A 14,587-nucleotide genomic window follows, 5' to 3' on the forward strand; every position below is an offset into this window, starting at 1 on the left:
TCAAATTCTCCGCGACGGGTTAATGACAAGAAAAGGGACGCTCATCTGAGCGCCCCTTGGTGAATTCTTTCAAATTAAAAATCAAGATTTTTCACGTACTTGGCGTGCTCCTGAATAAAGTCGCGACGCGGTTCAACATTATCGCCCATCAGGGTATCGAACAGCGTATCAGCCAGCATGGCATCACTGATGGTAACTTGAAGCATTGTACGGCTCTCAGGGTCCATAGTCGTTTCCCACAACTGGGTCGCGTTCATTTCACCCAAACCTTTATAACGCTGTACGTTGTACTTCGCATTTTCTCCGAATTCGCTGATGATAGCATCACGTTCCGCTTCAGAGTTTGCATAACGTACGACCTTATTGCGCTCTACCTTAAACAGCGGCGGCTGAGCAATGTAGATATAGCCGGCGTCAATAATTTTACGCAAGTACCGATAGAAAAATGTCAGCAACAGCGTCCGAATATGGGCTCCGTCGACGTCCGCATCGGTCATGATAATGACCTTGTGATAACGAGCTTTAGCAATATCGAAATCGTCGCCAATCCCCGTTCCCATAGCCGTTACCATTGACCGAATTTCATCACTGGACAAAATACGATCCAAACGTGCCTTCTCGACGTTCAGAATTTTACCGCGAATCGGCAAAATAGCCTGAAAGTGACGATCACGGCCTTGCTTGGCTGATCCGCCCGCTGAATCGCCTTCGACGATGTACAGTTCGCTAATCGACGCATCCTTGGAAGAACAGTCTGCCAGCTTACCTGGGAGGGAACTGATTTCCAGCGCACTTTTACGGCGAGTCAGCTCACGCGCTTTACGTGCAGCCTCACGAGCACGGGCTGCTTGTAATGATTTATCAACAACGCGGCGGGAGACAGACGGATTTTCCTCAAGAAATTCCTGAAGTTTCTCTGCGAACAGGGATTCGACAATCCCGCGTACCTCACTGTTACCCAGCTTGGTTTTGGTCTGACCTTCAAACTGTGGCTCCGGGATTTTGACAGAAATAATGGCTGTCAGTCCTTCACGCACATCGTCACCCGTCAAGTTGGCGGTGTTGTCCTTGATAAAGCCATTTTTACGCGCATAATCGTTAATAATCCGTGTCAATGCGCTCTTGAAGCCGGATTCATGCGTTCCACCTTCGTGGGTATTGATGTTGTTGGCGAAAGAATAAATATTTTCGGTATAGCTGTCGTTATATTGCAGCGCAACTTCGACTTGAATCATATCGCGCGAGCCTTCGACATAAATCGGCTGCTCATGTAGCGCTTCTCTTTTCTGATTCAAAAATTGCACGTATTCACTAATTCCGCCCTCGTAGTGGAACGTATCACTGGTGCCAGTCCGTTCATCGGTCAAACTAATCGCAATTCCTTTGTTCAGGAAGGCCAGTTCGCGAATCCGCGTTTGGAGCGTATCATAGTCATATATGGTCGTTTCTGTAAAAATTTGATCGTCCGGGTAGAACGTCGTTTGGGTACCGGTTTCGTCCGTGTCGCCAATGACTCTGACATCATACTGCGGAACACCGCGGTGGTATTCCTGCTCGTACAGATGTCCATCCCGTTTGACATGAACGATCATTTTGCTGGAGAGGGCGTTTACTACGGATACACCAACACCGTGCAGACCGCCGGATACCTTGTACCCTCCGCCTCCGAATTTACCACCTGCGTGAAGTACAGTCATAACTACTTCCAGCGCAGATTTTTTCATTTTGGCGTGTTCGCTTACCGGAATACCACGTCCGTTATCTGTAACGGTAACGCTGTTATCTTCGTGAACGACAACTTGAATGCTGTCACAATAACCTGCCAGCGCTTCGTCAATGCTGTTGTCCACAACTTCCCAGACCAGATGATGGAGCCCTTTGGCACTGGTGGAGCCGATATACATCCCGGGACGTTTCCGAACCGCCTCCAGGCCCTCCAGGACCTGAATCTCACCCGCATCATAAGACGGTTGATTCATAGACATGCCTTTCACCTACTTCTATAGATTCTATGGTTAAGCATTGGCAACAAACTGGTTTGCCCGCTTTTTGAGAGTTGTTGAGGAGATGGGGGAATAATACACCGTATTTTGAGTCACCACGATGGACTTGGCTTCCTCTTCACCAATCATCTCGACATGCTTTTGCTGTTGGGCGTGGTTCACGTACTGCTTGGAGATTTTAGAGGATTTTTTAATCGAGATATCGAAAATAGCCACAAGCTCTGACGAGCGGATGATTTTTTCTCCACCCAGATGAATATACATAGCAGTCACTCACTCCTTAGTGTTCCACATGCCCGTCGTGGACGTGATAAATGCTGGCATCCTTGAGTCGTTCTGCATTCAAGGTCTCAATGCCGGTTGCCGTGATAAAGGTTTGTACCTTGCTCTGGAAGGTCTCGATCAGTTGGGTCTGACGGTAGGGGTCCAGTTCGGATAGAACATCATCCAGAAGCAGGACAGGATATTCACCAATTTCCTCATGGATTAATTCAATTTCAGCCAGCTTCAAGGACAGGGCCGTCGTCCGCTGCTGCCCCTGAGAGCCATACGTATGCACTTCCCTGCCATTAATGGCAAAGACCAAATCATCACGATGGGGCCCCGCCAAAGTCATACCACGGCGGATTTCCTGTTCCCTCATTTGGGATAACTTTATCATAAATCGCTCCAATAAGACAGCTTCATCTTCTTCCTCCGGCTCACTGAAGGAGGGAACATAAGTTAATTTTAACTCTTCAGTACCTCCTGCGATCCCTTCATGAATGGCCTGAGCCCACTTTTGCAGCTTTGTTATAAATTGTTTCCGCTTTTTAACAATTTTAACACCGTGCTCAACAAGTTGCTCATTCCATACCTCCAGCATGAGCTGTACGGAAGCCATATCTTTGCCCCAAGCTTGCTTGAGCAGGTTGTTACGCTGGACCAGCACTTTCTGGTATTGCTGCAAATGGTACAGATATCCCGGTGCAACCTGTCCAATTTCCATGTCAAGAAACCGACGGCGTACCCCCGGTGTTCCTTTGACGATTTCCAAATCCTCAGGTGCAAACATAACGACATTCAGCGAACCAATAAAATCGCTCAGCTTTCGCTGCTCCAGCCCGTTGATCTTCGCTTTTTTACCTTGTGTGGATAACGACAGATCCAGCCTGATTTTTCCGTATTTTTTATCCACATCCGCAGCCAGATGAGTGGAGGTAGCCCCGAAAGAGATTAACTCCTTGTCGCGCGACGTCCGGTGGCTTTTGGTCAAAGCCAGGACAAAAATCGCCTCTACCAGGTTCGTTTTGCCCTGCGCATTTTGTCCGATCAGCAAATTAACGGGCCCAAATTCATTCAGCTCCAGCTGTTCATAGTTCCGGTATTGCTGCAAAACAATATTGTTCACAAACACATAGGGTCCCCCTTGTTACTCCGCACCTAAAAGGAGTCCTTGCCAACCAGGCGATCATGCTCCTGCTGTGATCTCGAAACTTCCGTTGTCCTCTACTTCTACGATATCGCCCGGGTACAGTTTTCTTCCGCGTCGTTCTTCCTGCTCACCGTTGACACGAACTTGTCCCTCCTGCAACAGAGCTTTGGCCATTCCCCCTGTAGGAACACAATCGGCTAATTTTAAAAATTGATCCAGCTTGATGTATTCGGTCTGTATAGATATCTGTTTCAAGGCTTGTTCATCCTTTCGCTTGCTCTTAATGAGTGACGCTAGACGTTAGTTGGTGGTGCGATATGGCAGGATGATGTACAGCGCATTGCTGGAGTCCGCCGGTTTTAAAATGATCGGGCTCATAATGCCGGTAAAAGCAATCGTCAGCTGCTCGCTGTCAATCACTTTCAGCACATCAAGCATATATTTCGAGTTGAACGAGATTTTGAGCGGCTCTCCCTCAAATTTGGAGACTGTGACTTCCTCACGCACTTTACCCAGCTCGGAGGAGCTGGAGGAAATCTCCAGGCCACCGTTTTCCAGCGACTGCATTTTTACAATATTCGTTTTTTCCTCACGAGACAGCAAATAAGCACGGTCGATGGATTCGCTCAAACTTTTTGTATCCACAATCAGTTCTGTTTTGTAGGAGGTTGGAATAATTCTAGAAGTATCCGGATACGTTCCGTCCAAAATGCGGGAATAAAACAGAACCCGGTCAATTTTGAATAGTACCTGGTTGTCTGCTACGACGATATCCACAAGCATATTTTGATCCGGAATAATTTTGCTCAGTTCGTTCAACGTTTTACCTGCAATGACAACATTGCTGAAGCGCAAGCCTTCGGACGTTTCCAAACGGGCGCTGCGGGTGGCGAGGCGGTGGCGGTCGGTTGCTACAAATTTTAATTCGCCCTCAGCCAAATTCCACAATACCCCTGTCAAAATAGGTGTCGTTTCGTGAGTGGAAATGGAGAAAACGGTCTGTTTGATCATGTTTTTGAGCAAATCACCTGGTACAGAGATAACCTGATTTTCTTCAATGCTTGGAAGCACCGGGAATTCCTCAGGGTCCAGACCCACAATCTGAATTTCGGTTGCACCGGATGAGATGAAGGTTTGGAAATGGTCTTTTACCTCCATGCGGATCTCCTGAGACGGCAGCTTCTTGATAATTTCGACAAAGAACTTGGCTGGCAGTACAACACTTCCCGGTTGTTCGACCTGAACGACGGTTTGGTCACCATCCTCCATCGGAATAAAGGATTGAATGGAGATGTCAGTATCGCTGGCAGTCAACGTTACTCCCTGATGATTCACATCCAGCTTAATACCGCTCAAAATCGGAATCGTGGTCCGGCTTGATATGGCCTTGGATACATGTTGTATAGCCTCGTTCAATACGTTTTTCAAAATGCTGATCTTCATAAGTTCCTCCTACGGGTTTTAATCCTTCAAGCACGCGTTGACGCGGGCCTTATTTAGGTGATGTATATCTTTAAAATCTATTAGTAATAGTAATAGGCGCACTGAATATGTGGATAAGTCGGTGTAAGCCTAATAAAATCAAGCCTATCCACATGTGTATAAGTTGTGTATAGGCTCTGAACTTGTTCAGGTTGGATTTTTGATTTTTTCGATTAGGCTGTTGATAACTTTGAACAGCTCCTGATCCACTTGAATGGCTTTGGAGATTTTTTCGTGCGCATGAATGACAGTTGTGTGGTCGCGTCCGCCAAAGGCTTCTCCGATTTTCGGCAAGGAATAGTCGGTTAGCTCGCGGGACAGGTACATAGCGATCTGCCGTGGAAAAGCAACAGCCTTCGTCCGCTTGCGTGCTTTGAAATCCTCCAGGCGCAGATTGTAAAATTCCCCGACTTGGTGCTGTATATCCTGAATGGTAATCATTTTGGGACGACTGGAAGGAATAATGTCCTTTAACGCCTCGGCCGCGAGATGACTTGTCACATCCTGATTGGTCAGGGAGGAATAGGCGACAACGCGAATCAGTGCCCCTTCCAGCTCTCGGATGTTCGTATCAATCTGGTTAGCGATATACATCATGGCTTCATTGGGAATATCCAGGTTTTCCGCTCTTGCCTTTTTCCGAAGAATTGCGATTCGCGTTTCCAGATCCGGCGGCTGAATATCCGTAATCAATCCCCACTCAAAGCGGGAACGCAGCCGTTCCTCCAGCGTTGGAATCTCTTTAGGCGGACGATCGCTTGAGATAATAATTTGTTTGCGTTCCTCATGAAGTGCATTGAACGTGTGAAAAAATTCCTCCTGCGTCGACTCCTTGCCTGCAATAAACTGAATATCATCAATGAGCAAAATATCAATATTGCGATATTTGTTCCGGAAACTTTCCCCGCGGTTGTCCCGAATAGCATTAATAAATTCGTTAGTAAACTTCTCCGACGACAAATACACGACCTTACTGGCCGGGTTGTGTTCCAAAATATAATGTCCGATGGCGTGCATCAGATGCGTTTTGCCCAGGCCTACGCCGCCGTATAGAAACAGCGGGTTGTAAGCTTTGGCCGGCGCCTCGGCGACGGCCAGCGATGCTGCATGGGCAAAACGGTTCCCCGATCCGATGACGAACGTATCGAATGTATATTTGGGATTCAGCATATGGGAAACGGCTTCTTCATGTACGACCGGCTGCTGCTGAGGTTGTTGCTGAAGGTCGAACTCAGCTGGCTTGTTCTCTTCAATGACGAACTTGACCTCCAGCTGCTTGCCCAAAATTTCATAAACCGTTGCCCCGACTAGCTTGGTATAGCGGCTTTCAAGCCATTCCACGGCAAAAGTTGTTGGTGCGGAAATCACAATGGAGTGGTCATTCAGTTTCGCTGCCTTGGTAGCCTTAAACCAAGTGTCGTAACTCGGCTTACTTAGCTTGGTTTGTATGATGGATAGAATTTGCTGCCATAGTTCAGAGGTATGGCTGTCCACAGACGTCACTCCTTTTAAATCCTGACATTTTGCCGTTTAAGCTGCAGAGAGCTGCTCCCGGCGCTTCGGCAAAACGCCTAAAATCCCAAAAATGTTGTTGAAGGCCATAAAAAGACATACCGCCGCCTGAATCATGCGGCAGTGTGGTGAGAGAACGCAGCACAAAATGGTCCTGAAAAATAGCTAATGGAAAAATCCGCTGCTGATCGGCAGAAGAAGGCGATATTTCTCAGGAGGGAATGTGCGGCACGATCCGTTCTCTTGATCCCGCAGGCCAAAACGGGACTTCAATATGTCGAAATCAAATGAAAAATGTAGAATATATCCCCAGAATCCCGAATCCGCACAAAAATAAAAAGATGGATAAATTGAACTTGTTCACAACTTTATCCACAGGGTGTTGATAATATGGAGGGTAAAACAACATATTCACATTCAAAAGTAATATCATCATAGCAAAAGAAGCCTTGTATTTCAATGACTCGTGGTTATTTATCCACAAATTCAATCTGTTGTGTACAATTTTTATTCACAACACAAGATATTGTTTATAATTTGTTCAGTTTTCGACAATAACTCTTTTTCGTCTCAAAATGTTATGCACAGGTTATGACCATTTAAATCACAATTCAGCTCTTTTTGTGGATCTGTGCATAACAGCCGTTGCCTTTTGGTCACAGAGGTTGTTTTTTCTGTTGAAAATTTCCGGTAACGTTTCCGACAATATTTTTAATGATCCGATTACGGTGCTTGGAAATATGCCGATCACAAAATAAAAGACGGTGTAAAGAAATTAGGAAGGAAGACCGAACCGTAAGGAACAGGAGTGGTGGAAGGAACGCAAAATGTAGACAAGCTGATATTGAAGGAGGAAGGTCGAAGAAAATTCACGATAAAAAAGAGCAAAAGAGCGTGGAATAAGTGAACTGGATGAAAGAGCAAAATCTCTGGGCGTAAAAAAAGAGGGAGAAGATTGCATGATTTTGGGGGAGGGGATTAAGCTGTACATTGACTTTGGCCGCTATTTATGGTTAAATGTACAAAGGTGTTTTTTGTGGAGATTGCTATGTTAGGTATATTCCATATAAAACGTATTCCTTGTAAGGAGGTGCAGTACAATGAGACCGACTTTCAGACCGAATGTCAGCAAACGTAAAAAAGTCCACGGCTTCCGTAAAAGAATGAGCACAAAGAATGGCCGTAAAGTTTTGGCAGCTCGTCGCCAAAAAGGCAGAAAAGTATTGAGTGCGTAATGCGTGCATAAAGACCACTACGGTGGTCTTTTTTTTTCATAATGAAGGTATTCATGGGCCGGATCGCTTTCCCTACGTCTGTAGAAATGCAGTGAAAAAAGAGGGAGAAGCACCGCGTCCTGCTCTATATTAGATGAAGCTTTTGAAAATGAATGTAAAATAAGCGAGATTACCATGGCGGAATGTTGTCCATACTTCTTACTACATAAGGGGTAAGGATTGGCTTGCCGGCATGTGTAAAAGAGATGAGCAAGGAGAAGCGCCGTGCAAAAAAAATTGCGTCTACGAAACCGGGCGGACTTTGGGCGCGTATACCGCCATGGCAAATCTTTTGCCAACCATCAGTTTGTGGTGTACTGGTTCCGCCGCAGAGAGGTAGAGCAGTTCCGCGTTGGAATTTCGGCCAGCAAGAAGATCGGCAACGCCGTAGTCCGTAACCGGATGCGCAGAATTGTCAAGGAAATTGTGCGTCATCATGAGCATGAATTGGTGGAGCAAATTGATCTGATTTTTATCGTCCGCAAGGGAGCGGTTACAATGTCGTATCAGGAGCTGGAGAAAAGCGTGCTGCACGTTCTGCGCAAAGCCTCGCTGCTCAAGTCTTCACGTCGATAGTCAGTATCTTTGTCCTACAGGATATGGTATGATTTACGTTGGAATGGATTGGTTAAGAAAGGGGTTATGAAGTGTCGCGTTTGAAGACTCAACGGGGGAAATGGTTCCTCCTGATTGCCTTATTGGCACTTGTTGCTGTGCTGTCGGGATGTGCCCAGACGGCCCACAATTCTTACACGACGGCAGACTTGGCCAATGGATCAGTTTGGCAAAGATATGTCGTTTACTGGTTTTCGTATGCGCTGGATACATTTGCCCAATGGTTCTCTGGAGAGTATGGCCTGGCCGTACTGGTTCTGGTGATTATCGTGCGAACCATTATTTTGCCGCTTACACTCAAGCAAGTACGCAGTTCTAAAGCTATGCAGGCCATTCAGCCGCAATTAAAAGAAATTCAAGCGAAATACAAGGATACGCCTGAGAAAGTCCAGCAAGAGACGATGAGGCTGTTCCAGGAAAACAAGGTCAACCCGATGGCGGGCTGTCTTCCTTTGGTTGTTCAGATGCCTATTTTTATCGCGCTCTATAATGCCATTTACTATAACTCGGCATTGCGGGATCATGATTTCTTGTGGCTCCAGTTAGGTAAACCGGATCACTTCTTTATCCTGCCAATTCTGGCAGCAATCACAACATTCATCCAAACCTGGATGATGATGAAAATGAATCCGACTCCGCAGCAGGGACCCATGCAATTTTTGCTGTACGTCTATCCGGTGTTGATTCTGTTCATGTCGTATAACTTCCCATCTGCTTTGCCGTTATACTGGTTCTACAGTAATATTTACACGATTATTCAAAACTATTTCCTTTATCGGAATAAGGATAAAGAAGTTGCGCTGGCAAATGTGAAAACAGCCAGTCTTACGAAAACAGGTTCCTCCAATAGCAATAACAAGAGAAAAGGTGGCAGAAACTCGAAGGGGGCTAAAAAGTCGAGATGACCAAAGTCGTGACTTCAGGAAAAACCGTTGAAGATGCTGTAAAACAAGGACTCTCCCAGTTGGGAGTAAGCCGTGAACGGGTAACCGTAAACGTGTTGGAACAGCCGTCAAAAGGATTCCTGGGGTGGCTGGGGGTCAAAAAGGCGAAGGTAGAGCTTACGCTGCTATCTGATCCGTCTCCCGAAACCACACACGCGGCTGAACATCATGTATCGGCTCAAGCGCCTGCCGTGGGACAGACTGTTGTTCCGGAAATGGAATCTGTTATCCAGGAAGTACGTACGAGTAAGGAAGCCTCCACGGAACATGCAGACCCTTATAAAGAAGCTGTACGTTTTATCCACGAAACAGCAGCCGGAATGGGACTGGATGTGGAAGTGGATGTCCGTCACCGCAAGGATGAGAGCATACTGGATATATCCGGTCCGTCGCTCGGCATGCTGATCGGCCGCCGGGGACAGACGCTGGATGCATTGCAGTACCTGACGAATATCGTTGCCAACCGTCATTCTGACAAATTCATCCGGATTGTGCTGGATGCCGAGCAATTTCGCGCACGTCGGCAAAGAACATTGGAAGATTTGGCAGATCGGCTGGCAAACCAGGCTATTCGTTACGGCAAGGAAGTAGTGCTGGAGCCAATGCCGTCACAGGAGCGAAAGCTGATTCACGCCAAGCTTCAACAGCATGCGCTGGTTAGAACATACAGCAAGGGGGACGAGCCGAATCGGCGCGTCGTCATTGCAAAAAAATAATCCGACGCAATGGCTCTCTGCAAGGTGCAGAAGCCATTGCTTTTTATATTTCTTGCTGAAACGGTTGCCGTCCTTGATCAAGGACGGCAATGCCGTTTCTACTTGATAGGAGGTAGAAATCATATGCTGAGCGATACCATAGCTGCCATTGCAACTGCTGTTGGCGAGGGGGGGATTGCGGTTGTACGGGTCAGCGGCCCGGAAGCCGTCACAGAAGTAGAAGCTTTGTTTCGGAGCAAAACGCCTCTAAGCAAGGCTCTATCTCACACGGTACATTATGGACATATTATAGATCCTCAAAGCCATGAAAAGGTGGAGGAAGTTCTAGTTACGGTTATGCGAGCGCCACGCTCTTTTACAACAGAAGATGTCGTAGAAATCAGTACCCATGGTGGGGTTGTAGCCGTCAAACGGGTGATGGATTTACTATTGCTGCAAAATATACGTTTGGCCGAACCGGGCGAATTCACGAAGCGTGCTTTTCTGAATGGTCGTATTGATCTGAGTCAGGCGGAGGGAGTCATTGACCTGATTCGCTCGAAGTCGGATAAAGCTTTTTCAGTAGCTTTGAAGCAAGTAGATGGACAACTGTCACAGAATATCCGCCGTTTGCGGCATGTTCTGGTAGAGACACTGGCTCATATTGAAGTGAACATTGATTATCCTGAGCATGATGTGGAGTCTTTTACGTCTGAACTGATCAAGGATAAGAGCAGTCAGGTCATGGCGGAAATTGATCGGTTGCTGCATACAGCGGAGCAGGGGAAAATTCTACGTGAGGGCCTGACCACAGCGATTGTCGGAAGACCGAATGTGGGAAAATCCTCGCTGCTGAATACACTGGCTCAGGGCGAACGGGCGATTGTGACCGATATTCCGGGCACGACCCGTGACGTTATTGAGGAATATGTGACGATTAACAGCATTCCTCTGAGGCTGCTGGATACGGCTGGCATTCGGGAAACGATGGATGTGGTGGAACGGATCGGGGTAGAGCGTTCGAGAACAGCCGTCAGTGAAGCAGATCTGCTGCTCATCGTGATTAACGCCAACGAACCGCTGCATGAGGATGAAATGGCATTAATGGAACAAATCCGCGGTAGACAAGCGATTGTCATTATGAATAAAATGGACTTACCGGCCCAAATAGACCGGGATTTGCTGCTGCGTTATGTTCCCGAAGAGCTTATCGTACCGATGTCTGTAAAGGAAAATGAGGGAGCAGATCGGCTGGAGCAGGCCATATCGCAGTTGTTCTTTAGTGGTAAGCTGGAATCTGCCGATATGACATATGTCAGCAATGTACGGCATATTGCTTTGTTGAAGAAGGCTCGCCAATCGTTGGTAGATGCCTATGAAGCTGCTGATCAATTCGTTCCGATTGACATGATTCAGATTGATGTACGGCTGGCGTGGGAGCATTTGGGCGAGATTGTGGGCGATACGGCGCATGATGCGTTAATCGATCAAATATTTTCACAATTCTGTCTGGGCAAATAGGACATTCGAGTATGGCTGGTATAAGCCCTGCTATCGTTATAGATATACAAGAGCATATTCGGTATCAAGACTGAAGTGCATAAGGAGGTAAGAGAGGTATGGGATATCAAGGAGGCGACTATGACGTGATTGTCGTAGGCGCGGGCCATGCGGGTGTGGAATCCGCCTTGGCAGCAGCCCGGATGGGCTGTCGTACGTTGATGATTACGATTAACCTGGATATGGTCGCGTTCATGCCCTGCAACCCGTCTATTGGCGGTCCTGCAAAGGGTCATGTGGTACGTGAAATTGATGCTTTGGGCGGCGAAATGGGCCGGAACATTGACAAGACGTTTATCCAAATGCGGATGCTGAATACAGGTAAAGGGCCTGCCGTTCACGCATTGCGCGCACAGGCTGACAAGTTCTCTTATCAGCATGCGATGAAGGAAACGATGGAAAAGGAACCGAATCTGACCTTGCGCCAGGGAATGGTGGAAGAGCTGATTATTGAAGACGGTCATTGCGTGGGCGTCATCACGAAGACCGGCACAGAGTACCGCAGCAAAGCGGTTGTCCTGACTACAGGCACTTATTTACGTGGTAAAATCATTATGGGTGAGCTGATGTATGAAAGTGGCCCGAACAATCAACAGCCTTCGTTGAGACTGTCTGAGCATTTGCGCGAGCTGGGTTTTGATCTGGTCCGCTTCAAAACAGGTACGCCGCCGCGCGTGCATAAGGACACTATTGATTTTAGCAAAACCGAAATTCAGCCGGGGGACGATCAACCGAAGTTTTTCTCGTATGAAACGAAGTCTTCGGATAATGAGCAGCTTCCTTGCTGGCTGACCTATACTTCAGTGGAAACTCATCAGATTATTAATGATAATTTGCATCGTGCGCCGATGTTCTCCGGTCTGATTGAAGGAACAGGACCGCGTTATTGTCCATCTATTGAAGATAAAGTGGTGCGTTTCAGTGATAAGCCGAAGCACCAAATCTTTTTGGAGCCTGAGGGTAAAAACACATCTGAATACTATGTTCAAGGCTTGTCGACCAGCTTGCCTGAGGATGTGCAATTAGCTGTGCTGCGCTCGATTCCGGGGATGGAAAAGGTAGAAATGATGCGTAACGGCTATGCGATTGAGTATGATGCCATGGTGCCTACACAATTGTGGCCTACGTTGGAAACGAAAAGAGTACCCGGCCTGTTCACGGCGGGTCAAATTAATGGCACTTCCGGTTATGAAGAAGCAGCCGGCCAAGGGATTATGGCAGGCATTAACGCGGCTCGTAAGGTGCAGGGCAAAGAACCTGTCGTGCTGGACCGCTCCCAAGGCTACATCGGAGTTCTGATCGACGATTTGGTGACCAAGGGCACGAATGAGCCTTACCGTTTGCTAACCTCCCGTGCAGAATACCGTCTGTTGCTGCGTCATGATAATGCGGATCTGCGATTGACTCCAATCGGACATGATATCGGCCTGATTACGAATGAACGGTATGAGCGCTTTTTGGATAAGAAGCAAAAGGTAGAGCAAGAGATTGAGCGTTTGCGTCTGGCGAAGGTGCGTCCGGTTGATGTAAATGAGATGCTGGAGCAAGGTGGATCTGCACCGATACAGGATGGCAGTAATTTGTTAACCGTGCTGCGTCGACCAGAAATCAGCTATGCGCAAGTGGCACAAATTTCACCTTCGACTGTAGCTCTGACTGAGGAAGAACAGGAGCAGGTGGAAATCCAGATTAAGTATGCGGGCTACATTGAGAAGCAATTGCTGCATGTAGAACGTCTGCAAAAAATGGAGAAGAAAAAGCTTCCAGAGGATATCGTATACGATGAGGTTCAGGGTTTGGCGATTGAAGCCAAGCAGAAGCTTACGAAAATTCGTCCGATGTCGATTGGTCAGGCATCCCGTATTTCAGGTGTGACTCCTGCGGATATTTCCATTTTGCTCGTTTATCTGGAGCATTATAACCGTGTAACGGCAGCAAGGGGATCATAATGGACGCGATACAACAGCAATTTAAGCAGCGACTGGCAGAGCATAGCATTGTGATTAATGACAGTCAGCTAGAGCAGTTTGAAACGTATTACCGTGTGCTGGTTGAGTGGAATGAAAAGATGAACCTGACGGGCATTACAGAGCGTGATGCGGTATACACCAAGCATTTTTACGATTCTCTTTCGCTGGCCTTTTACGTTCCGTTAAATGATGTGGAAAGCTTGGCGGATATCGGATCGGGAGCGGGGTTCCCTGGTATTCCTTTGAAAATATGCTTTCCGCAGATTCAGTTGACCATTGTGGATTCGTTGAACAAACGCATACAATTTTTGGCGCATGTGGTAGAGCAGCTAGGATTGGAAGACGTGGAGCTGGTCCATAGCAGGGCAGAGGAGTTGGGTCGTAAAACGGGATACCGCGACAGCTACGATCTGGTCACCGCCAGAGCCGTTGCCCGCCTTGCGGTACTGAATGAGTTTTGTTTACCTTTTGTCCGTGAAGGGGGTCACTTTGCTGCGATGAAGGGCAGTGATCCGACGGAAGAAATCAAGGAAGCTTCCTATAGCTTGAAAGAGCTTAAAGGAAAGATTAAGCATATTCAGGCTTTTCAGTTACCTGTGGAGGATGCAGCTAGACATATGATTATTATTGAAAAAAGAGCAGCTACACCACGGAAATATCCGCGTAAGCCGGGTACGCCTTTAAAAACACCGTTAGTGTAACCAATTGAAAGAAAGTGAATGTTTCACGTGAAACATTCACTTTTTTTATGACTTGCAATGCTCTTAACATAAACAACGTATAGATGCAGAAGGTCTTTATTTACGGCGTAGAGAAACATGGATAAATAGGCATCTGATTGGGTGTGCAATTTATTCTCTGATCCTTCCGAAAAGCTGGTAGAGACGATAGGATTATGGCTGGAAAAGTGATAGAATAGAGATAATCGTTTTTGATGTAAGTTGACTGCTTCCCGTACCGTTCAATTCAGATATACATAAGGGGGAGCGGGACAACAATGCCAGGGAGAATACGTGGAGTGTACCCGGTTACGGCGCTGTCTCATATAAAAGGGTCTACGATCCGCGTAAGGAACTGTTTTTCACGAAGCGCTGTTAGTATGGTGCTATTATGAAATT

The 14,587-nt window shown here is 47.0% G+C and carries 13 protein-coding genes; 7 read left to right on the forward strand and 6 right to left on the reverse strand.

Annotated features, from left to right (window positions below; all coding sequences use genetic code 11):
* Positions 1-74: 74 nt before the first annotated feature.
* The 6 genes from gyrB to dnaA form a co-directional block, all read right to left on the reverse strand.
* Complete coding sequence (gyrB, locus tag ASL14_RS12105; protein WP_134911757.1) at positions 75-1,985, reverse strand: DNA topoisomerase (ATP-hydrolyzing) subunit B; 1,911 nt, start codon at positions 1,983-1,985, stop codon at positions 75-77.
* A gap of 30 nt (positions 1,986-2,015) precedes the next feature.
* Positions 2,016-2,267, reverse strand: coding sequence for an extracellular matrix regulator RemB (gene remB / locus ASL14_RS12110; RefSeq protein WP_025683679.1), 252 nt, complete (start codon positions 2,265-2,267; stop codon positions 2,016-2,018).
* A gap of 16 nt (positions 2,268-2,283) precedes the next feature.
* Positions 2,284-3,399 (reverse strand): DNA replication/repair protein RecF, encoded by a 1,116-nt coding sequence (gene recF, locus ASL14_RS12115; RefSeq protein ID WP_134911758.1) that lies wholly within the window; start codon positions 3,397-3,399, stop codon positions 2,284-2,286.
* Positions 3,400-3,453: 54 nt separating this feature from the next.
* The gene (yaaA, locus tag ASL14_RS12120; protein WP_134911759.1) at positions 3,454-3,672 is read right to left on the reverse strand and encodes a S4 domain-containing protein YaaA; all 219 of its coding nucleotides are present in this window, start codon (positions 3,670-3,672) and stop codon (positions 3,454-3,456) included.
* Positions 3,673-3,717: 45 nt separating this feature from the next.
* A complete protein-coding gene (dnaN, locus tag ASL14_RS12125; protein WP_025683682.1) occupies positions 3,718-4,860 on the reverse strand; it encodes a DNA polymerase III subunit beta in 1,143 nt (380 codons plus the stop codon).
* Between the two features lie 186 nt (positions 4,861-5,046).
* Positions 5,047-6,393, reverse strand: a complete 1,347-nt coding sequence (gene dnaA, locus ASL14_RS12130; protein ID WP_134911760.1) for a chromosomal replication initiator protein DnaA — start codon at positions 6,391-6,393, stop codon at positions 5,047-5,049.
* 1,118 nt (positions 6,394-7,511) lie between these two features.
* Between dnaA and rpmH the strand changes: the two genes are divergently transcribed.
* The 7 genes from rpmH (at position 7,512) to rsmG (ending at position 14,170) form a co-directional block, all read left to right on the forward strand.
* Positions 7,512-7,646 (forward strand): 50S ribosomal protein L34, encoded by a 135-nt coding sequence (gene rpmH / locus ASL14_RS12135; RefSeq protein ID WP_007433250.1) that lies wholly within the window; start codon positions 7,512-7,514, stop codon positions 7,644-7,646.
* Positions 7,647-7,910: 264 nt separating this feature from the next.
* A complete protein-coding gene (rnpA, locus tag ASL14_RS12140) occupies positions 7,911-8,261 on the forward strand; it encodes a ribonuclease P protein component (protein WP_013312817.1) in 351 nt (116 codons plus the stop codon).
* A gap of 71 nt (positions 8,262-8,332) precedes the next feature.
* Positions 8,333-9,205 carry a YidC/Oxa1 family membrane protein insertase gene (locus tag ASL14_RS12145; RefSeq protein WP_134911761.1) on the forward strand — a complete coding sequence of 291 codons (873 nt, stop codon included), beginning with the start codon at positions 8,333-8,335 and terminating at the stop codon, positions 9,203-9,205.
* Complete coding sequence (jag, locus tag ASL14_RS12150) at positions 9,202-9,960, forward strand: RNA-binding cell elongation regulator Jag/EloR (protein ID WP_134911762.1); 759 nt, start codon at positions 9,202-9,204, stop codon at positions 9,958-9,960. Before ASL14_RS12145 ends, jag begins: the two co-directional genes overlap by 4 nt.
* 123 nt (positions 9,961-10,083) lie before the next feature.
* Positions 10,084-11,460, forward strand: a complete 1,377-nt coding sequence (mnmE, locus tag ASL14_RS12155; protein WP_134911763.1) for a tRNA uridine-5-carboxymethylaminomethyl(34) synthesis GTPase MnmE — start codon at positions 10,084-10,086, stop codon at positions 11,458-11,460.
* A gap of 98 nt (positions 11,461-11,558) precedes the next feature.
* Positions 11,559-13,448 (forward strand): tRNA uridine-5-carboxymethylaminomethyl(34) synthesis enzyme MnmG, encoded by a 1,890-nt coding sequence (gene mnmG / locus ASL14_RS12160; RefSeq protein ID WP_134911764.1) that lies wholly within the window; start codon positions 11,559-11,561, stop codon positions 13,446-13,448.
* Positions 13,448-14,170, forward strand: a complete 723-nt coding sequence (gene rsmG, locus ASL14_RS12165; RefSeq protein ID WP_134911765.1) for a 16S rRNA (guanine(527)-N(7))-methyltransferase RsmG — start codon at positions 13,448-13,450, stop codon at positions 14,168-14,170. Before mnmG ends, rsmG begins: the two co-directional genes overlap by 1 nt.
* The last annotated feature ends 417 nt before the right edge of the window (positions 14,171-14,587 follow it).

The sequence above is a fragment of the Paenibacillus sp. IHB B 3084 genome (assembly GCF_001447315.1).
Classification (GTDB): domain Bacteria; phylum Bacillota; class Bacilli; order Paenibacillales; family Paenibacillaceae; genus Paenibacillus.